At 64.0% G+C, this 19,686-nt stretch carries 21 protein-coding genes; 17 read left to right on the top strand and 4 right to left on the bottom strand.

The features are described 5' to 3' along the window. Nucleotides 1–2: 2 nt before the first annotated feature. Complete coding sequence (gene cobO / locus SJ05684_RS09255; RefSeq protein WP_034850642.1) at nucleotides 3–641, top strand: cob(I)yrinic acid a,c-diamide adenosyltransferase; 639 nt, start codon at nucleotides 3–5, stop codon at nucleotides 639–641. Nucleotides 642–716: 75 nt separating this feature from the next. On the opposite strand, the gene SJ05684_RS09250 is transcribed toward cobO, so the two are convergent. Then, nucleotides 717–1,502 (bottom strand): TSUP family transporter, encoded by a 786-nt coding sequence (locus SJ05684_RS09250; RefSeq protein WP_034850640.1) that lies wholly within the window; start codon nucleotides 1,500–1,502, stop codon nucleotides 717–719. A 467-nt stretch (nucleotides 1,503–1,969) separates the two neighbouring features. On the opposite strand from SJ05684_RS09250, the gene SJ05684_RS09245 reads away from it, so the two are divergent. The 5 genes from SJ05684_RS09245 to cbiB all read left to right on the top strand — a co-directional run bounded on the left by SJ05684_RS09245 (nucleotide 1,970) and on the right by cbiB (nucleotide 6,579). Beyond that, nucleotides 1,970–2,407, top strand: a complete 438-nt coding sequence (locus SJ05684_RS09245) for a cobalamin biosynthesis protein (protein WP_034850638.1) — start codon at nucleotides 1,970–1,972, stop codon at nucleotides 2,405–2,407. 61 nt (nucleotides 2,408–2,468) lie between these two features. Further along, a complete protein-coding gene (cobA, locus tag SJ05684_RS09240) occupies nucleotides 2,469–3,308 on the top strand; it encodes a uroporphyrinogen-III C-methyltransferase (RefSeq protein WP_095694242.1) in 840 nt (279 codons plus the stop codon). Then, nucleotides 3,305–4,606, top strand: coding sequence for a cobyrinic acid a,c-diamide synthase CobB (locus SJ05684_RS09235; RefSeq protein WP_034850624.1), 1,302 nt, complete (start codon nucleotides 3,305–3,307; stop codon nucleotides 4,604–4,606). The genes cobA and SJ05684_RS09235 overlap by 4 nt, the downstream gene beginning before the upstream one ends. Further along, nucleotides 4,603–5,601 carry a threonine-phosphate decarboxylase CobD gene (gene cobD / locus SJ05684_RS09230; protein WP_034850622.1) on the top strand — a complete coding sequence of 333 codons (999 nt, stop codon included), beginning with the start codon at nucleotides 4,603–4,605 and terminating at the stop codon, nucleotides 5,599–5,601. The genes SJ05684_RS09235 and cobD overlap by 4 nt, the downstream gene beginning before the upstream one ends. Further along, nucleotides 5,602–6,579 (top strand): adenosylcobinamide-phosphate synthase CbiB, encoded by a 978-nt coding sequence (gene cbiB / locus SJ05684_RS09225; protein ID WP_034850620.1) that lies wholly within the window; start codon nucleotides 5,602–5,604, stop codon nucleotides 6,577–6,579. 51 nt (nucleotides 6,580–6,630) lie between these two features. On the opposite strand, the gene SJ05684_RS09220 is transcribed toward cbiB, so the two are convergent. Further along, nucleotides 6,631–7,371: a Crp/Fnr family transcriptional regulator gene (locus SJ05684_RS09220; RefSeq protein WP_034850618.1), complete on the bottom strand. Its 741-nt coding sequence runs from the start codon at nucleotides 7,369–7,371 to the stop codon at nucleotides 6,631–6,633. Nucleotides 7,372–7,588: 217 nt separating this feature from the next. Here SJ05684_RS09220 and hemN point away from each other — a divergent pair, with 217 nt between their 5' ends. The 8 genes from hemN to SJ05684_RS09180 all read left to right on the top strand — a co-directional run bounded on the left by hemN (nucleotide 7,589) and on the right by SJ05684_RS09180 (nucleotide 15,642). Further along, nucleotides 7,589–8,938, top strand: a complete 1,350-nt coding sequence (gene hemN / locus SJ05684_RS09215) for an oxygen-independent coproporphyrinogen III oxidase (RefSeq protein ID WP_034850614.1) — start codon at nucleotides 7,589–7,591, stop codon at nucleotides 8,936–8,938. A gap of 107 nt (nucleotides 8,939–9,045) precedes the next feature. Continuing rightward, on the top strand, nucleotides 9,046–9,324 hold the full coding sequence (locus tag SJ05684_RS09210) for an acyl carrier protein (RefSeq protein WP_012708338.1): 279 nt from the start codon (nucleotides 9,046–9,048) through the stop codon (nucleotides 9,322–9,324). 113 nt (nucleotides 9,325–9,437) lie between these two features. Continuing rightward, complete coding sequence (locus tag SJ05684_RS09205) at nucleotides 9,438–9,914, top strand: 3-hydroxyacyl-ACP dehydratase FabZ family protein (RefSeq protein ID WP_034850612.1); 477 nt, start codon at nucleotides 9,438–9,440, stop codon at nucleotides 9,912–9,914. Between the two features lies 1 nt (nucleotide 9,915). Further along, a complete protein-coding gene (locus SJ05684_RS09200; protein ID WP_095694241.1) occupies nucleotides 9,916–11,115 on the top strand; it encodes a beta-ketoacyl-ACP synthase in 1,200 nt (399 codons plus the stop codon). A 12-nt stretch (nucleotides 11,116–11,127) separates the two neighbouring features. Next, complete coding sequence (locus SJ05684_RS09195) at nucleotides 11,128–12,411, top strand: beta-ketoacyl-ACP synthase (RefSeq protein ID WP_034850595.1); 1,284 nt, start codon at nucleotides 11,128–11,130, stop codon at nucleotides 12,409–12,411. Nucleotides 12,412–12,564: 153 nt separating this feature from the next. Further along, on the top strand, nucleotides 12,565–13,593 hold the full coding sequence (locus SJ05684_RS09190; protein ID WP_034850594.1) for a zinc-binding dehydrogenase: 1,029 nt from the start codon (nucleotides 12,565–12,567) through the stop codon (nucleotides 13,591–13,593). Nucleotides 13,594–13,604: 11 nt separating this feature from the next. After that, the gene (locus SJ05684_RS09185; protein WP_034850593.1) at nucleotides 13,605–14,528 is read left to right on the top strand and encodes a lipid A biosynthesis lauroyl acyltransferase; all 924 of its coding nucleotides are present in this window, start codon (nucleotides 13,605–13,607) and stop codon (nucleotides 14,526–14,528) included. Nucleotides 14,529–14,931: 403 nt separating this feature from the next. After that, entirely contained in the window at nucleotides 14,932–15,642 is a 711-nt protein-coding gene (locus SJ05684_RS09180) for a PAS domain-containing protein (RefSeq protein ID WP_034850592.1), read from the top strand. A gap of 60 nt (nucleotides 15,643–15,702) precedes the next feature. On the opposite strand, the gene SJ05684_RS09175 is transcribed toward SJ05684_RS09180, so the two are convergent. Further along, entirely contained in the window at nucleotides 15,703–16,224 is a 522-nt protein-coding gene (locus SJ05684_RS09175; RefSeq protein ID WP_034850591.1) for a hypothetical protein, read from the bottom strand. 227 nt (nucleotides 16,225–16,451) lie between these two features. Further along, entirely contained in the window at nucleotides 16,452–16,991 is a 540-nt protein-coding gene (locus SJ05684_RS09170) for a hemerythrin domain-containing protein (protein ID WP_244426564.1), read from the bottom strand. A 162-nt stretch (nucleotides 16,992–17,153) separates the two neighbouring features. On the opposite strand from SJ05684_RS09170, the gene ccoN reads away from it, so the two are divergent. Genes ccoN through SJ05684_RS09155 form a run of 3 tightly spaced genes read left to right on the top strand, consistent with a single transcriptional unit; the run spans nucleotide 17,154 to nucleotide 19,686 of the window. Beyond that, on the top strand, nucleotides 17,154–18,776 hold the full coding sequence (ccoN, locus tag SJ05684_RS09165; protein ID WP_034850588.1) for a cytochrome-c oxidase, cbb3-type subunit I: 1,623 nt from the start codon (nucleotides 17,154–17,156) through the stop codon (nucleotides 18,774–18,776). Between the two features lie 12 nt (nucleotides 18,777–18,788). Continuing rightward, the gene (ccoO, locus tag SJ05684_RS09160; RefSeq protein ID WP_034850587.1) at nucleotides 18,789–19,520 is read left to right on the top strand and encodes a cytochrome-c oxidase, cbb3-type subunit II; all 732 of its coding nucleotides are present in this window, start codon (nucleotides 18,789–18,791) and stop codon (nucleotides 19,518–19,520) included. A 13-nt stretch (nucleotides 19,521–19,533) separates the two neighbouring features. Then, the gene (locus SJ05684_RS09155; RefSeq protein WP_034850586.1) at nucleotides 19,534–19,686 is read left to right on the top strand and encodes a CcoQ/FixQ family Cbb3-type cytochrome c oxidase assembly chaperone; all 153 of its coding nucleotides are present in this window, start codon (nucleotides 19,534–19,536) and stop codon (nucleotides 19,684–19,686) included.

The raw sequence follows: 19,686 nt of genomic DNA, 5'->3' as shown, positions 1-19,686 counted from the left end.
CGATGAGCGAAGAGACGGTCAACGAGCCGACGGCGGAGAAGGACGATGCCCGCCACGCCGTCAAGATGGCGAAGAAGAAGACTGCGCGCGAGAAAATCATGGCGACGAAGACGGACGAAAAGGGTCTTGTCATCGTCCATACCGGCAAGGGCAAGGGCAAGTCGACCGCCGGCTTCGGCATGATCTTCCGCCATATCGCCCATGGCATGCCCTGCGCCGTGGTGCAGTTCATCAAGGGTGCCATGCAGACGGGCGAGCGCGACCTGATCGAGAAGCATTTCGGCGACCTCTGCCAGTTCTACACGCTCGGCGAAGGCTTCACCTGGGAAACGCAGGATCGCGCCCGCGACGTGGCCATGGCGGAGAAAGCCTGGGAAAAGGCCAAGGAACTGATCCGCGACGAGCGCAATTCCATGGTGCTGCTCGACGAGATCAACATCGCGCTTCGCTACGACTACATCGACGTCGCCGAGGTGATCCGGTTCCTGAAAGAGGAAAAGCCGCACATGACCCATGTGGTCCTGACCGGCCGCAATGCCAAGGAAGACCTGATCGAGGCCGCCGATCTCGTGACCGAGATGGAACTGGTCAAACATCCCTTCCGCTCCGGCATCAAGGCGCAGAAGGGCGTCGAGTTCTGACGGGCGAGGGCGGGCATATTACCGAGACGGCCCCCCAGGCTTACAGTCGTGGGGGCCGTGGGGCGAGGCTGATGATCAAATCCCCCACCAGACCCTCAGCGGATGCGCCGGGTCCGCCAGCAGGCGGATTGCCAGTGCAATCGAGACGATAACGAGCAGCGGCTTGATGATCTTCGCGCCTTTGGCCATGGCATAGCGCGAGCCGACTTGCGCACCGACGAACTGGCCGACACCCATCACCAGTCCGACCTTCCAGAGCACCACGCCGTTGAGGACGAAGACGACAAAGGCGCCGAGATTGGAGCCGAAGTTCAGCAACTTCGTGTGCGCCGTGGCCTTCAGGATACCGTAGCCCGCGAGCGAGACGAAACCGAGCATGAAGAAGGAGCCGGTGCCGGGCCCGAAGACGCCGTCATAGAGGCCGATCAGCGGCACGAAGGTGAGCGTGAAGAGGAACGCCGATATGCGGCGGTGCCTCTCGATATCGCCAACGTTCGGCTTCAGGCCGAAGTAAATGGCAATCGCGATCAGGAGGAACGGCAGCACACCTTTGAGCGCGTCGGCGGGAACAATTGTCGCGAGGAGGGCGCCGAAGACGGAACCCAGCGCCGACATCAGGGCCATCGGCAATTGCTCCTTCAGGCTCACATGCCCATGCCGCGCATAGGCGAGGCTCGCCGACCCCGATCCGAAGAGGGATTGCAGCTTGTTGGTGCCGAGCGTTTCCAGCGGCGGAATGCCTGCGATCAGCATGGCCGGAATGGTGACCATGCCGCCGCCGCCGGCGATCGAATCGATGAAACCGGCGATGAAAGCAGCCGCAAACAGAAAGAGCAGGAGATGGAAGGCGAGGTCGGTCACGGAAGGCTCAAAGGGAATGGCAGCGTTTGATCCGTCTTGTGTCAGACGCCGTGCGCAAATGCAAATGGAGGACGATCTGGTGCAAGAATGCCCGGCTGTCGCTCCGGTCGCCCCTCATCCCGCTGCCGCGACCTTCTCCCCGCAAGCGGGCCAAGCCAATGCACCCCACCAATTTACGACGCGCCGATGACGCAATCCGGTTTGACCGCCCGGATGGGCTTCGGGTAGATATACGGATCATGCGACGGCGTCCGCGGAGGCGGACTGAAAGAGCGTCCGGTGCGGCCGACCCATGCAGGGGGCCTGATCCGGTGCTGTCCAGACCGGTGCGGGCCCCAATGCCCCGGCCGGCGCTTCGTATGGAACGCCGACCGCTGCGCCGGGCCCAGGAAGCAATCCCCGTGCAGCAATCAACCGAGTTTCAGCTTGCGTGCCGAGAGAGGCCGCGCTGCAGGGAGCCGCACCGCATGCCTTCGGCCGAGGGGACAGCCGTCACCAATGGAAATCTCGTTCTCGGTCTCGGTTGCGAGCGCCGGACAGCGCCGGAGGAAGTGATCGCGCTTGCCGAACAGGCGCTCGCGGAGGCAGGCGCCAGCAGCGGCGAACTATCATTTATCGCGTCACTCGATGCGCGTGCCGAGGAACCGGCCATTCGCGCCGCAGCGCAGCACTTTGCGGTGCCGCTTCGCTTTTTCGATGCGGCGGCGCTCGAGGCGGAGAAAGACCGCTTGCAAAATCCCTCTGAAATCGTCTTCGCCCATACCGGCTGCCATGGCGTGGCGGAGGGGGCCGCCCTTGCCGCCGCCGGCCGGGATGCGGTTCTGATCGTGCCGAAGATCCGCTCGGCTCGCGCCACCGCGGCGGTCGCCGGTATGGTTCTCAAAGGTCAAGAAGGAATGGAATGATGGAGGCAAGGTCAACCCCCCTCTGGGGGCGGGTGCTTCGTGCGGTCGGGAGTAAGAGACGATGACGGAAACCTTTTTCTCCGGTCTGCCCGACCTTGATCCGGGGACCGTGTGGCTGGTCGGGGCGGGGCCGGGCGACCCCGGTCTTCTCACGCTTCACGCGGCCAATGCGCTGCGCCAGGCGGATGTCATCGTCCACGACGCGCTGGTCAACAGCGAGTGCCTGAAGCTCGCCAAACCCGGGGCGACGCTCGAGTTCGCGGGCAAGCGCGGCGGCAAGCCTTCGCCGAAGCAGCGCGACATCTCGCTGCGGCTGGTCGAACTGGCTCGCTCGGGGCTGCGGGTGCTGCGGTTGAAGGGCGGCGATCCCTTCGTCTTCGGGCGAGGCGGCGAGGAGGCGCTGACGCTGGTCGAGCACGGCATTCCGTTCCGCATCGTGCCGGGCATTACGGCGGGCATCGGCGGCCTCGCCTATGCGGGTATCCCCGTTACCCATAGGGAAGTGAACCATGCGGTTACTTTCCTCACGGGCCATGATTCCTCCGGCGTCGTGCCGGACCGGATCAATTGGGAAGGCATCGCCAAAGGCTCGCCGGTCATCGTCATGTATATGGCGATGAAGCATATCGGCCAGATTGCCGCGAACCTCATTGCCGCCGGTCGCGCGCCGGACGAGCCGGTTGCCTTCGTCTGCAATGCGGCGACGGCGGACCAGGTGGTGCTCGAAACCACGCTCTCGCGGGCGGAAGCCGATGTCGCGGCTTCCGGCCTCGAGCCGCCCGCGATCGTCGTCGTGGGCGAGGTCGTGCGGCTGCGCCCGTCGCTCGACTGGAGGGGCGCGCTCGAAGGCCGCAAACTTGTAACCGATCCGTTGCCAGATCGCTTCCGGAACCCGGCATGAGCGGCCTGATGATTGCTGCTCCGAGCTCCGGCTCGGGCAAGACGACGGTAACGCTCGGCCTGATGCGGGCGCTTAAGAGGCGGGGACATTCTATTTCGCCCGGTAAGGCGGGGCCGGATTACATCGACCCGGCCTTCCATGCGGCGGCGAGCGGAAGGCCCTGCCTCAACTACGATCCCTGGGCGATGCGGCGGGATCTGCTTCTCGCCAATGCGGTGCAGGCCTCGGCCGACGGATCCACGCTCATCGTCGAGGCGATGATGGGGCTTTATGATGGCGCCGCCGACGGCAGTGGAACCCCGGCCGATCTCGCCGCCACGCTCGGTCTTGCGGTGGTTCTCGTCGTCGATTGCGCCCGCCTGTCCCATTCGGTCGCGGCGCTGGTGCGCGGCTATGCCGTCCATCGCGACGATGTCCGCGTCGCGGGAGTCATCCTCAACCGGGTCGGCAGTGACCGCCACGAGGCGATGCTGCGCGATGCGCTCGGCCGGATTTCGGTGCCGATCTTCGGCGTCATCCGGCAGGATGCCGCGCTCAGGCTGCCCGAACGCCATCTGGGTCTCGTCCAGGCAGGGGAGCACGGCGCGCTCGAAACTTTCATCGACCATGCTGCCGCCACAATCGAGGCCGATTGCGATCTCGATGCCATTCTCGCCGCCGCCATGCCGCTGCCATTGCAGGCAAGACCCGACCCCCCCGCGCTCAAGCCGCTCGGCCAGCGCATTGCCATTGCCCGCGATGTCGCCTTCGCCTTCGTTTACGAACATCTCATTGCCGGCTGGCGCGGGCAGGGCGCCGAACTCTCCTTCTTCTCGCCGCTTGCCGACGATGCGCCGGACGGCGCCGTTGACGCGATCTATCTTCCCGGCGGCTATCCGGAACTGCAGGCGGAACGCCTCGCCGGCGCAAGCACCTTCCGCAACGGCGTGCGTGCTGCGGCGGCGCGGGGCGTTCGCGTCTTCGGCGAATGCGGCGGCTACATGGCGCTCGGGGAGGGGCTTGTTGCCGCCGACGGTCGCCGGCACGAGATGCTGGGCCTCCTGCCGCTCGTCACCAGTTTTGCCGAGCGCAGGCGGCACCTCGGCTATCGTCGCGTCCAGCCGTTCGACACCGCTTTTTTCGACGGACCCATGACGGCACACGAATTCCACTACGCGACCATCGTCTCGGAAGGGGCGGCCGAGCCGCTCTTCTCGCTGACCGACGCGGCCGGAGCGGACCTCGGGCGGGCGGGCTTGCGCCGAAACAACGTCGCGGGCTCCTTCATGCACCTCATCGACCGGCTGGAGGCCCCATGACGGCTCCGATCGTGCACGGCGGCGGCATCAGCGAGGCTGCGGCGCGTTTCGGCGGCACGCCAGAAGACTGGCTCGACCTTTCGACCGGCATCAACCCGTGTCCGGTTGCCCTTCCCCAGGTCGACCCGCGCGTCTGGCACCGCCTGCCGGACGGGCATCTGGAGCAGGCGGCGCGTGCGGCGGCAAGCCGCCGTTACCGGACCGGCAACCTGCTGCCATTGCCGGTGCCCGGCACGCAAGCGGCAATTCAATTGCTGCCGCGGCTGGCGGGCTCTGCGAAGCGTGCCGCGATCTTTGCGCCGACCTATGGCGAATATGCCCGCGTGCTGCAGGCGGCCGGCATGGTGGTCGATTTCGTCGAGCGCGTCGAGGATCTCGCCGCCGCCCAATTCGCCGTGGTCGTCAATCCCAACAATCCCACCGGCAGGCTGTTCCAACCGGAGGAAATCCTGGCCATGGCCGAGGCGATGGCCTCGCGCGGCGGCCTGCTTGTGGTCGACGAAGCCTTCGGCGATCTCTATCCGGCGGCAAGCGTTGCTCCGCATGTGGCGGACCACGACAATCTGATCGTCTTGCGTTCCTTCGGAAAGTTTTTCGGGCTTGCCGGTCTGCGGCTCGGCTTCGTCGTTGCCGCGGCAGCGGTGCTCGAGTCGCTGCGCGAGTGGCTGGGTCCGTGGGCCGTTTCCGGTCCGGCGCTGGCCCTGTCGGCGAACCTGATGGATGCGCAGAGCGAGGCGGTCGCCCAGCGCATTTTGGAGCGGAAGGCCGGCTTGGATGCGGTGCTCGCGGGAGCCGGGCTCAAGGTGATCGGCGGCACGGGGCTGTTCGCTCTCGTGGAACATGTGCGAGCCCACGACCTTCACGAGGCCCTTTGCGGGGCGCGCATCCTGACCCGAAGGTTCGACTACAATCCGCACTGGCTGCGAATCGGCCTTGCGGCGGACGAGCATGGGGATCGCCGCTTCGCCGAAGCCTTGCAAATGGCAGGGGCCTAGATGTTTGAAACCCTTCTCATCCTGGCGGTTGCGCTGCTGCTCGACCGTCTCGTCGGCGATCCGGATTGGCTGTGGTCGCGGATTACGCATCCGATCGTCCACTTCGGTCGGGCGATCAGTCTTTTCGACAAAGGATTCAACCGCGCCGGACTAGGGAAGGGTTCCTTGAGGCTGCGCGGGCTGGTGACGATCGTCGCCCTGGTTGTTACGAGCATTGTCGTCGGCGTCGTGCTCGACCGCCTTTTCGATGTCCTCGGCGCCGTCGGTTTTCTCGTCGAGGCAATCATCGTTGCCGTCTTCCTGGCGCAGAAGAGCCTCGCCGATCACGTGATACGCGTCGCCGACGGGTTGCGCCGCGACGGCCTTGCGGGTGGCCGCGAGGCGGTGTCGATGATTGTCGGGCGCGATCCGAACACGCTCGACGAGCCGGCCGTCTGCCGCGCCGCGATCGAGAGTCTGGCCGAGAATTTCTCCGACGGTGTCGTTGCTCCGGCCTTCTGGTATGCCCTGGCCGGCCTTCCGGGATTGCTCGCCTACAAGATGCTGAACACCGCGGACTCGATGATCGGCCACAAGAGCCCCCGCTATCTGCATTTCGGCTGGGCCTCCGCGCGGCTCGACGACCTCGTCAATCTACCGGCCGCGCGGCTTTCGGTCCTTCTCGTTGCCGCCGGCGCCTATCTGAAGCGCGGCGCGGAGGCGGCAAGAGCCGCAGTCGACGTGGCGCGGCGCGACCACGGCCTGCACCGCTCGCCCAATTCCGGATGGCCGGAGGCGGCAATGGCCGGGGCGCTCGATCTGCAGCTTGCCGGGCCACGGATTTATGGCGGCGCGATGGTGGACGAGCCGATGATCCATGGGAGCGGCCGGCCTGTCGCGTCCGTGGAGGATATCGACGGTGCCGTCTCGGTCTTCTCCGCGGCCTGTTCGGTCTTGGCCGCGTCCTGTGCCGTGCTGGCGCTGCCGTTGTTGCTCTGATGAGGAATAGCGCGGCTTTTCCGTCTGCTCGCGCTCGAATTCTCCAGAAACTCAGGCATCGATCCCGGCGTAGCGCATCAGGCGCGCCATGACGGGCACGAAGACGCGGCGGTTGTTGTCGATGCGGATCACGCCGTCCTTGCGCAGTTTGGTGATCTGGCGGCTGACGGTCTCGATGGTGAGGCCGAGATAGTCGGCAATGTCGGCACGCGACAGGGGCAGGTCGAATTCGTTCGCCGCGTCCTCCCCGGGATCAACATGGGTTGCGATGAGATAAAGGAAGCTTGCAACCTTCTCCTGGGCCGTCTTGCGGCCCAGCGTTAGCAACCATTCGCGCGCCTCGTCGAGTTCCTTGAGCGCCTGCTCGTGCAGCCGGTGCTCTAGACCCGGTGCCTCGGCCATCAGCCGCTCGACGATCGCATGGGGAAAGGCGCAGATGTCGATATCGGTCGCCGCTTCCGCACTCAGCGCGCTTTCGCGTGTGAAGGGCCTGCCCATGAAGTCCGGCGCGAACTGAAGACCGACGATCTGCTGCCGGCCATCCGACATCATCTTGCTCAATTTCACGACGCCGCGGATGATGTTGGCATGGTTCTGGGTCGCTTGGCCCTGGCCGATCATCTCGCTGCCGGCCTCAACCGCGCGCCGCGTCGCGTATCGGCTGAGTTCCGTCAGTTGGCCGGGCGTGAGCGCGCCGCAAACGCCGCCGTGGCGCGCCTCACAGGCGATGCACACGACGGGGATTTCGGAGTTATGGATGTCCTTGCGGCGGTTCTCGGCGGCAATCTGCAATTTTTTTCTGCCCGTCTCGATTAGCACTCATCGAAACAAAAAGGATCGTCGATGGCAAATCAAGGCTTAGTAGGTGCCGTTTGTGCAGGCGCGAAACTATGTCTCATGCAAAGTTGACGTTTATCAATTAGTCCCACTCGTCATTCGACTTGATCAATATCAAAGGATGCTCAGCCCTTTCATCCTATCTCTGCTCGCACCGTGAGCGGAGACGAAGATGGACGATGCACTTGTACTGAGGCATGCCGCGCCGGTGCCGCGCTATACCAGCTATCCGACGGCGCCGCATTTCTCGGCAGAGGTCGACAATTCACGATATGCGAGTTGGCTCGGCGCACTCGCCGCCGGCGACAGGCTGTCGCTCTACGCCCATATTCCCTATTGCGACCGGCTCTGCTGGTTCTGCGCCTGTCATACAAAGCAGACGTTGCGCTACGATCCGGTCGCCTCCTATCTTCAGGCGTTGCGCCGTGAAATCGCGACGGTCGGCGGGCTTACGGGTGTCGGCGCCCGCGTTACCGCGCTGCATCTCGGCGGCGGTTCGCCGACATTGCTCCGGCCGGAGGACCTGATTGCGCTCAAGGAACAGCTCACCCGCCACTTCGCCTTTGCCGAGCAGTGCGAAGTCAGCGTCGAGATGGATCCGAACGATCTCGACGCCGGCCGCCACGACGCGCTCGCGGCGATCGGCATGACACGGGCGAGCTTCGGCATCCAGGATTTCGATCCGAGGGTGCAGAAGGCGATCAACCGCATACAGACCTATGAGCAGACGCGCGACGCAATCGAGGCGTCGCGGGCTCGCGGCGTGCGTTCCGTCAATTGCGACGTGCTCTACGGCCTGCCTTACCAGACGATGTCGTCGCTGGAGCGCACCATCGGCGCGGTGCTTTCTCTCGCTCCGGATCGGGTCGCGCTCTTCGGCTACGCGCATGTGCCGTGGATGAAGAAGCACCAGGCGATGATCCCGGAGGAGAGCCTGCCGGGCATCGTCGAGCGCTATGCGCAGATGTCGCGGGCAGCCGAAATGCTGGTCGTCGCCGGCTACCAGCCGATCGGCATCGATCATTTCGCCAGGCCAGCGGATTCGCTCGCCGTCGCCAGCCGGGAGGGGCGGCTCCGGCGCAACTTCCAGGGTTATACCGATGATGCCGCCGAAACGCTGATCGGCCTCGGCGCATCGGCAATCGGTCAGTTCCGGCAAGGTTACGTGCAGAATAATCCGGCGACGGGAGAATATCTGCGTGGGGTCCGGGAGGGCGGGCTTGCCGCCGTCCGCGGTTATCTCATGACGCCGGACGACCGGCTGCGGGCGCGGGTGATCGCGCTCATCATGTGCGAGTTTGGATTCTCCTTCGAGCGGATCGCGGCGGAGTTTCCCGGGCTTTCCGCAGCGGTCATAGAGGAGGCGCGGCTCTTTCGCGCCCGGGACGCCGATGGTCTCACCGTGATCGAGGACGGCGTCTTCGGCCTGACCCCGCGCGGCAGGCCCTTCGCCAGGACGGTCGCGGCCGCCTTCGACGCGCATCTTCGCTCGGGGCGGGGACGGCACTCGGTCGCCGTTTAGCAACAGCTGCCTTCAATTCTCAACCGCTGAAGCCAAGGAGGCATTGGCTTTTGCGGTGCATTTTTCTATAGGGATCGCCAAGACTCGAATTTCATGAGGTATTGCGCGTGACAGCTACATTCGACAAGGTTGCCGACATTATTGCGGAAACGAGCGAGATCGATCGCGAGACGATCAAGCCGGAGAGCCACACCATCGACGATCTCGGCATCGACAGCCTGGATTTCCTCGACATCGTTTTCGCGATCGACAAGGAATTCGGCATCAAGATCCCGCTTGAGCAGTGGACTCAGGAAGTCAATGAAGGCAAGGTCTCGACCGAGGAATATTTCGTTCTGAAGAACCTCTGCGCCAAGATCGACGAATTGCGGGCCGCCAAGGCCTGATTGACGCCTCCATCCGGGTTCGATCCAATTCCGATGCCGCCTGCTGCGTCCTTCGCTTGACAGGCGGCATCGGCATTTTTACTTCAGCCGCGAAACCAACGGGGTGAGCCCTCATGCTCCTTGAGTATTTCCAGATGATCGACAGGATCGAGAGCGTCGATCTGACGGCCGGCCGGCTCACGGCGCGATCGGTCGTCCCGGAAAAGAGTCCCGTGTTCGAGGGGCATTTCCCCGGCTATCCGCTGGTGCCGGGCGTCCTCCTGATCGAAACGATGGCGCAAGCCTCCGGCTTCCTCGTCCTCGCGGCGACGAAATTCGCGGCGATGCCGTTCCTGATGTCGGTCGACGGCGCCAAGATGCGCAGCTTCGTCGAGCCCTCGGCCGAACTCGAGATCGAGGCGCTGCTGGAGCATGAGGGGTCCGGTTTCGCCGTCACCAAGGCGAAGATTGCCTCGGGCGGCAAGAAGATCTGCGATGCCCAGTTGAAGCTGAGAACGGTAGCCTTCGATCAGGTGCCGCTCGGCGAAATCGTTCGCAAACGCGCCGAGGAACTGGGTCTCATGGCCGCAACGGCCGGTTCGGAGAAATAAGATGACGAAATCCGCAAACGACGTGGTGATCACCGGCATCGGCATCGTGACGAGCCAGGGTGTCGGTACCGAGCCGCATGTGAAGCTCCTGACCGCGGCCAAGGCACCAGAAGTGCGGATCGAAACCGAACGTTTCGCGCCTTATCCCATTCATCCGCTGCCGGAAATCGACTGGTCCGAGCAGATCCCGAAGCGCGGCGACCAGCGGCAGATGGAGAACTGGCAGCGCCTTGGTGTCTTCGCCGCCGGCCTTGCGCTCGACGATGCCGGCCTGAAGGACGATCTCGACGCCTGCGGCAGCATGGACATGATCGTCGCCGCCGGCGGCGGCGAGCGCGACATCAATGTCGACTCGCTGATCGTCGACGAGGCCTTGAAGCGCAATGACCGCGAGCGGCTCCTGAACGAGAAGCTGACCACCGAACTGCGCCCGACGCTCTTTCTCGCCCAGCTTTCCAACCTGCTTGCCGGCAATATTTCCATCGTGCACAAGGTCACCGGCTCCTCGCGCACCTTCATGGGCGAGGAGGCAGCCGGCATCTCGGCGGTCGAGACGGCTTTCGCCCGCATCAAGGCCGGGCAGTCGACCCACACGCTCGTCGGCGGGGCCTTTTCGGCCGAGCGTCTCGATATCGTCCTGCTGTTCGAGGCCATCCAAGCGCATGCGACCGGCGAGTGGCATCCGATCTGGTCTCGCGAGGCCGGGAATGGCGGCGGCATGATACTCGGTTCCGTAGGCGCTTTCCTCGTGCTCGAATCGCGCGAATATGCCGAGGCGCGCGGCGCCCGCATCTATGCGACGATCGATGCGATCGGCGGCGACCGCGGCAGCCGCGACGAGGGCAAGCTCGAGGCGCGCCTCAAGGACCTGGCGCAGCCGGCCGCAGATACCGACCCGCAGTCGACCGTCGTCTTTTCCGGCACCTCGGGGTTCCACGACCTCGTTCGCCGCGAAAAGTCCTTCCTCGAGACCGAACTCGCCGGCCGGCCGGTCCGCGCCTTCGGTGGCCTTGTCGGCCATGGGGTCGAGGCGCAATTCCCGGTCGGGATGGCGCTTGCCGCGCTTGCGCTCGGCAATGATGCCGAAATCCCGCCCTTCGATCCTGCCGAAACGCGGATGACGGCGCCCGCAAAGGCAGCCGTCGTGACGACCATCGGACATGCCCGCGGCGAAGGCATCGCCGTGCTTGCCGCTGAATAAGGGAGCTCGACCATGAGCAAGGCATACAAGGACCATCTCGGCCGTCCGATCGTCGCCGTGACGGGCATGGGCGTCATCACCTCGCTCGGCCAGGGGATCGAAGATAACTGGGCGGCGCTGACGGGCGGCGTATCGGGTATTCACAAGATCACCCGTTTCCCGACGGACAGCCTCTCGACCCGCATCTGCGGTACGGTCGACTTCATCGAGCTGCCGGCCGAAAATGCCGTCGAGCGCTCCTATGCGATGGCGCGGGAGACGACCCTGGAGGCGCTTTCGCAGGCCGGGATTTCGGGCGACTTCAACGGCCCGCTTTTCCTCGCCGCACCGCCGATCGAGCCGGAATGGAATGCCCGCTTCGAGCTTGCCGACCGCTCGCCGCCGTCGGAGCGTCCTGGCGATGCCTACAACCGCTTCCTCGCCGCCATGCGGCAGAAGGCCGATCCGGTATTTCACGAGGCGGTGCTCTTCGGCTCGATTTCCGAGCGCCTCGCCGACCGTTTCGGCACCCGCGGCCTTCCGGTGACGCTGTCGACCGCTTGCGCTTCCGGCGCCACGGCGATCCAGCTTGGCGTCGAAGCGATCCGTCAGGGCCGCACCGATCGCGCGCTGACGGTCGCGACCGACGGCTCGGTCAGTGCGGAAGCGCTGATCCGCTTCTCGCTGCTTTCGGCGCTCTCGACCCAGAACGATCCGCCGGAAAAAGCATCGAAGCCCTTCACCAAGGACCGCGACGGCTTCGTCATCGCCGAAGGGGCGGCGACGCTGGTGCTCGAGTCGCTGGAGGCGGCAGTTGCCCGCGGCGCGCGTGTCTACGGCATCTTGAGGGGCTGCGGCGAGAAGGCGGATCTCTTCCACCGCACGCGTTCCTCGCCGGACGGCGGTCCGGCCATCGCGACGATTCGGGCGGCGCTTGCGGATGCCGGCATTGACGAAGGCGGCATCGGCTACATCAATGCCCATGGCACTTCGACGCCGGAAAACGACAAGATGGAATATCTCTCCATGTCGGCTGTCTTCGGCGATCGCCTGCCGTCGATCCCGGTTTCGTCCAACAAGTCGATGATCGGCCATACGCTGACGGCCGCCGGTGCGGTCGAGGCCGTGTTCTCGATCCAGACGATGCTGACCGGAACGCTGCCGCCGACGATCAACTACCAGAATCCGGATCCGGCCATCGTTCTCGATGTCGTGCCGAACGTGAAGCGCGACCAGCAGGTGACGGCCGTGCTGTCGAACTCCTTCGGATTCGGCGGCCAGAACGCCAGCCTCGTGATGACGGCCGAGCCGGTTTGAAGATGGTGCAAGCGAGCCCCCCTCTGGCCTGCCCGTCCTCCGCAGCAGCTGTGCTGCAGCTGCAAAGGGTGGACCGGCCAGAGGGGATTAGCGCCTCGCCATTAGCAATAGCGGCCACCTGCTCGACCATCGAAATACTTCAAAGGAAAAACCATGCGCGCCCTGCAATTGCTCGATGACCGCAAGCTCGAAATCACCGACCTGCCGGAGCCGGAGGCCCCCGGTCCCGGCGAGGTGACGCTGCGCGTCAAGGCGGTTGCGCTCAACCACATCGACGTCTGGGGCTGGCGCGGCATGGCCTTCGCCAAGCGCAAGATGCCACTCGTCATCGGCGCGGAGGCATCCGGCGTCGTCGAGAGCATCGGGCCGGGCGTCGGCAATGTGCTGCCGGGGCAGCTCGTGTCGATCTATGGCGCGCGCACCTGCGGCCTTTGCCGCCCCTGCAGGGAGGGACGCGACAATCTCTGCGAACATGTGGGCGGCGTGCACGGCTTCCATCTCGACGGCTTCGCGCAGGAGAAGGTCAACCTGCCGGCGCGCCTGCTGGTGCCGGCGCCTCCCGGCGTCGATGCGGTCGGCGCGGCGCTGGCGCCGGTCACCTTCGGCACGGTCGAGCACATGCTCTTCGACAATGCCAAGCTCGAGCCGGGCGAGACGATCCTCGTCCATGCGGGCGGCTCCGGCATCGGCACGGCCGCCATCCAGCTTGCCAAGAAGATCGGTTGCACGGTCATCACCACGGTCGGCTCGGACGACAAGATCGAAAAGGCCAAGGCCCTCGGCGCCGATCACGTCATCAACTACCGCACCGATCGCTTCGAGGGCGTGGTGCGCAAGCTTACCAAGAAGAAGGGCGTAGACGTCGTCTTCGAGCACGTCGGCAAGGACACCTGGGCGGGCTCGATGCTGTCGATGAAGCGCGGCGGACGGCTCGTTACCTGCGGCTCCACCTCCGGCGTTTCGACGGAAGTCAACCTGATGATGCTCTTCCAGCAGCAGTTGAAGCTGCTCGGCTCCTTCGGCTGCCGCATGGAGAACATGGCCAACGCCATGCAGAAGATGGCGCGCGGGCTCGTTCATCCGGTGATCGATACGGAGGTCGGGCTCACCGACATCGATCGCGCGCTCGAACGGATGGAGTCCCGCCAGATCTTCGGCAAGATCGTCCTCAGGATGGACTGAACCCGGTGCGCATGCTGATCACACGGCTGGTGCTTGCCGCCGATCGCTTCAGGCAATGGGCGATCGCCCAGTTCGTGCTCCTGCTTCTTTCGGTGTTGAAGCTTCTTCCGCCGGATGCGGCGATCAATTTCATGGATCGCGTCGCGCGCTGGATCGGCCCGAAAACGCGCCGCCACAGGCTGACGCTCACCAATCTGCGCAATGCCTTCCCGGAAAAGGGCGAGGCGGAGATCAAGGAGATCGCGCTCGAAAGCTGGGGCAATATGGGCCGGCTCGCTGCGGAATATGTGTTCCTCGACCGCCTCTTCGACTTCGATCCGGAACGCGCCGAGCCGGGCAGGGTGGAGGTCTCCGGCATCCCGCTCTTCATGGAACTGCGCGACAACCCGCGACCCTTCATCGTCTTCACGGCGCATAGCGGCAATTTCGAAATGCTGCCGGTCGCGGGTTCCGCCTTCGGGCTGGAGGTGACGGTTCTCTTCCGGCCTCCGAACAATCCCTATCTCGCCGACAAGGTGTTCGAGTTCCGCAAGGCCCGCATGGGCAATCTCGTGCCGTCGCATGCGGGCTCCTCCTTCGCGCTCGCCCGCCAGCTCGAACGCGGCGGCGGCGTCGGTGTCCTCGTCGACCAGAAATTTCGAAAAGGGCTCAAGACCAAGTTTTTCGGCCGCGACGTGCAGACCAATCCGCTGCTTGCCAAGCTCGTCCGGCAGTTCAATTGCGAAGTCTATCCGGCCCGCTGCATCCGCTTGCCGGGCGGCCGCTTCCGGCTCGAACTGGAGCCCGCAGTCGAAATTCCGCGCCGGGCGGACGGCAGCGTCGACGTCACCGCAACGGCACAGATGCTGAACGACAAGGTCGAGAGCTGGGTTCGGGAATATCCGGGCCAATGGCTCTGGTACCACGACCGCTGGCATATCAAGCGCAATCTGTAATTCGTCGATCCCTTTCCGGGATCGCTGGCGTTTTCTGATCCTCCGGCACTGCGCCCGCATCGTGTCTTCAGAAGACAGGATCGACTTTTGGGGGCGAACCGCCGGCGCGTTTCTCCAGATCGCCCGAACGTTGCCCATCGCGCAGGGGGGACGGTTGGGATTGGCCGTTTATGCCTGGATTTTCGCCCGGCGGCGACTTCCGGTAACGTTGCAGGTCCATCAGTTTCGCTTTCTCCTGTTGAACACGCGCGCATAGAGTGTAAACTTATTGTTGTGTTCGGGGGAACATGCGTGGGCGCCTCAAGGGCCCTGCATTCCGCATGAGGGGCAATCCGCCAACCGAAGCGATCGGCTGCGACAGGCCGGTTGGCTCGGTGCGTCGGGCTGGCAATGGGGTTTCGAATTGAAGGAACTGATTGAACTGTTCTGGTTCAAATATTCGCAAATGCAATTTGCCGTGAAGGTGGCGGACGAACATCTGATCGGAATTCTGGACCGCGAACTCGATCCCATCCTCAAGGCCGTCTATGACCGGAAGGCCGCTAGCGTCGAGGAGGCGCGCCTCCAATTTCAATTTCTGGTGGACATGCTGCGCGCCGAGGCGGACGATCTCACCTGCGTGCTGCGCCATTCGCAATTGCTTCGCTCCCTGATCGACCGGTATTTCGCAGCGACCGGCGCGGCCGACGTCGCGGGGCTTGATCTCGAACGCACCCCGAAGCTGCCGAAAAGGGGGCGTGCCGACGAAGGCCTGCTCAACGAGGCGATCCTCGATTCCTTTCCCGACCGGATCGCCGTGATCACGCCCGACTACCGTTATCTCTACGCCAACCGGGTCAATGCGGATCATCTCGGAAGCAAGCCGATCGATCTCATCGGCCGCCACATCGTCGAATTCATCGGCCTGCAGCGTTTCGAGCAGCGGGTCAAAGCCTATCTCGACCGCTGCTTTGCGGGGGAAATCGTCGACTATTCCTTCGCCAAGTCCGTCGGCGGAAATACGGTCGCGGTCCGCTGTCGCATGACGCCCTGCCTGTCGAGCAAAAGCAGGGTCATCGGCGCCATTCTCGTTATCCAGGAGCAGGCCGACTGCCGGCGGGCGATCGCGGCCTGAGTCGGGAAGCGACTTGATTGGCCGTCAAAGCGCTGCCGTGAATGTCCCCGAGCACAGCCTTCAGAGCGGTTGTTCCAACCCGCTTCTCTGGTGCGACTTCCACAGGTAGTATCCGAGCACGGCACCGAAGAAGAAGGTGTGCGCAATGAACTGCACCAGCGGGTTCGCGTCGAGGAACCACGGGAAGAGAATCGGTGCGATGACATAGAAGTTGATCAGCCAAAGGACGAGGCCGAATATGCTGCCTGCGCCGATGAAAGCGACCGGCCCTCGCAACGCGGCGCCGATCTCCCCGAAGATCACTCCGTAGATGATTGCGAGTACCATATGGACAATGAGGCCGGCGATGCCCGCCGTCAGCAGTGAATAGCCGGGATCGAGTGCCTCCGCTCCGAGCGCAATGGCACCGATCATGCGCAGCGGCATGAAGAAAGCCTCTGCTCCCATCATCGCTGCGCTGACAATCATCTCGAAGGCGGCAAACACGATTCCTGCAACGATACCGGCGATGGCGCCCTGTCGAAGGCCCCATCTCATGTCGCGCGGTGTCAGCGGCATGTGTATGTATTCCCGATACTCCATGGCTGTCTCTCCCATTCAGAAAAGCTTTTCCTCGCAACGGTTGGAAGAGTTGGCTGTTCCCTGATAAGGGCAGGTGTCACGGGGAATTGAACGCCCGGGATTTCTCCCCGGCTATCAGCCGCTCGACGATGGTTGGTATTTCGCCGCCCAGGCGCAGAAGACGCGGCCAACGGCAGCAGCCAACGCAGCCATGAGGTCGGAGTGTTGTTCCCCGTCGGACCAGGCAATCAGCTCGGATCATGCGTCTGACGAGCGACAATGCCGCGCAGGTACTCCTGTTCGAAGCTGACATGGCGGCGCAGGTTGGTGAAGAAGCCGCGCAGCATGTAGCCGGCCGTCTCGGGGTTGACGGTGCGGTCGTCCGTGCCCAGTCGATCCAGCATCTCCGTCAATTCCTCGGCGAAGCATTCGTCCTCGCAGTGCTCGTATTTCAGCCGCTCCAGCAATGCGCGCGCCGACGGATCGTCGCCGGAGCGCTGCTCGGCCCAGTCGAAGACGATGCGCTCCTCGCCAGCGTGAAACTGGCGCAGCATCGGAGCCAGCATCTTGGCCGCATAGGCGCAAATCTCACGATCGACTTCGCCCGGAAGGCTGTCGGCGATCGCCTCGAGGCAATCGCAGAGCGCCAGCTGCTCCCTATGGACGCTTGCGAGCCAGGCGAGCGGCTCGGCATAGGCCTCGTTCGCCGCGGCGCGCGCGCCGCCCGGAGGCGGCGGCCAATTGATCCTTGCTGCCATGCGCTCCGGTCCCTTCCAATATCTCCTCAAGGATGGTCCTCCTTCATCGACGAGTATGCGACACGGCGCCGGGCCCAACCTTGATCTGAGTCAAGGCGGCAAAGGGGTGATTCTGACAATTCTCAGGCCGGCTGGTTCGCGCCGCAATTGCGCGCGATCGCCGGCAACCTGAGAAAAGTTGGGGACCCAACCATGAAATACACTCTCGAGATGCTCGTGCTTGCGGTCGGCGCCTTCCTGGCGCTGATCGGGGCTGGCTTCGCCCAGGACCGCCTGTTCGGGGCGCATATGTGGGTTCTGTTCTTCGTGCTCGTCGCTGGCACGATCGTGCTCATGCGCCGCATGGAGTTCCGGCCGGCGGTTGCAAGCCGGGCGCCCGCACCGCAATCGGAATATTTCGATGAGGTCGTGAAATACGGTGTCATCGCCACGGCCTTCTGGGGGGTGGTTGGCTTCCTCGTCGGCGTCGTCGTCGCGCTGCAACTCGCCTTTCCCGATCTCAACATCGAGCCCTGGTTCAATTTCGGGCGCGTGCGGCCGCTCCACACCTCCGCGGTCATCTTTGCCTTCGGCGGCAATGCGCTGATCGCCACGTCCTTCTATGTCGTGCAGCGCACGAGCCGCGCACGCCTCTTCGGCGGCGATCTCGCCTGGTTCGTCTTCTGGGGCTACCAGCTCTTTATCCTCCTCGCCGCCACCGGCTACCTGCTCGGCATCACCCAAAGCCGCGAATATGCGGAGCCGGAATGGTATGTGGATCTCTGGCTGACGATCGTCTGGGTCGCCTATCTCGTCGTCTTCCTCGGCACGATCCTCGTGCGCAAGGAGCCGCATATCTATGTGGCGAACTGGTTCTACCTGTCCTTCATCGTCACCATCGCCATGCTGCACGTCGTCAACAATCTCGCGGTGCCGGTCTCCTTCCTCGGCTCCAAGAGCTATTCGGCCTTTTCGGGCGTGCAGGATGCACTGACGCAATGGTGGTACGGCCATAACGCCGTCGGCTTCTTCCTGACGGCCGGGTTCCTGGCGATGATGTACTACTTCATCCCCAAGCAGGTGAACCGTCCTGTCTATTCCTACCGGCTGTCGATCATCCACTTCTGGGCGCTGATCTTTATGTATATCTGGGCCGGTCCCCACCACCTGCATTACACCGCGCTGCCGGACTGGGCGCAGACCCTCGGCATGGTCTTCTCCGTCATGCTCTGGATGCCCTCCTGGGGCGGCATGATCAACGGTCTGATGACGCTCTCGGGCGCCTGGGACAAGGTCCGCACCGATCCGATCGTGCGCATGATGGTCATGGCCGTCGCCTTCTACGGCATGGCGACCTTCGAGGGGCCGATGATGTCGATCAAGACCGTGAACTCCCTCAGCCATTATACCGACTGGACCATCGGCCACGTGCATTCCGGCGCGCTCGGCTGGAACGGCCTGATCACGTTCGGTGCGCTCTACTATCTCGTGCCGAAGCTCTGGAACCGCGAGCGGCTCTACAGCATGCGCATGGTCAACTGGCACTTCTGGCTCGCCACCCTCGGCATCGTCATCTACGCCGCCGTCATGTGGGTCGCCGGCATCCAGCAGGGACTCATGTGGCGCGAGTACGACGACCAGGGTTTCCTCGTCTATTCCTTCGCGGAAACGGTGGCGGCGATGTTCCCGTACTACGTGATGCGTGCCATCGGCGGCGCCCTGTTCCTCGCCGGCGCCCTGGTCATGGCCTTCAACATCACAATGACAATCCTCGGACGCGTCCGTGACGAGGAGCCGATCATCGGTGCGGCGCCGATCGCACAGCCTGCGGAATAGGAGGGCTAAACCATGTCCATTCTCGATAAACACGCCATCCTCGAACGCAATGCCACGCTACTGCTCGTCGGCTCCCTGCTCGTCGTCTCCGTCGGCGGCATCGTGGAAATCGCGCCGCTCTTCTATCTCGAGAACACGATCGAGAAAGTGGAGGGCATGCGGCCCTATTCGCCGCTGGAGCTCGCCGGGCGCGACATCTACGTCCGCGAGGGCTGCTATGTCTGCCACAGCCAAATGATCCGGCCGTTCCGCGACGAGGTGGAGCGCTACGGCCATTATTCGCTGGCGGCGGAGTCCATGTACGACCATCCGTTCCAGTGGGGCTCCAAGCGGACGGGGCCGGACCTCGCCCGGGTCGGCGATCGCTATTCCAACGAATGGCACGTCCAGCACATGATCGAGCCGCGCTCCGTCGTGCCGGAATCGGTGATGCCGAGCTACGCCTTCCTCAAGGAGACGCCGCTCGACGTGAAGAATGTCGCCATGAGCCTCAAGGCCAACAGGGCGGTCGGGGTTCCCTATACGGACGAGATGATCGCCCACGCGCTCGACGACCTCGAGGCACAGGCCGATCCCGATGCCGACACCTCCGGCGTCGAGGCGCGCTACCCGAAGGCCAAGCTCGGGGACTTCGACGGCGACCCGCAGAAGTTGACGGAGATGGACGCGCTCGTCGCCTATCTGCAGATGCTCGGCACGCTCGTCGACTTCTCAACCTATGACGACACCACCGGCTATCGCTAAGAAGGAGGCTCCCATGGAAACCTACACGGCTATGCGCCATTTCGCCGATAGCTGGGGACTGCTCGCCATGACGGTCTTCTTCCTCGGCGTCGTCCTTTTCGTTTTTCGGCCGGGCGCCAAGAAGGCCGCCCGACAGGCCGCCATTATCCCGCTGAAGGAGGACTGA

Origin of the sequence: Sinorhizobium sojae CCBAU 05684 (genome assembly GCF_002288525.1) — a bacterium.
In the GTDB taxonomy this organism is placed as follows: Bacteria; Pseudomonadota; Alphaproteobacteria; order Rhizobiales; family Rhizobiaceae; genus Sinorhizobium; species Sinorhizobium sojae.
The sequence above is the reverse complement of the archived record's forward strand: the minus strand, read 5'-3'. Positions and strand labels throughout refer to the sequence as shown.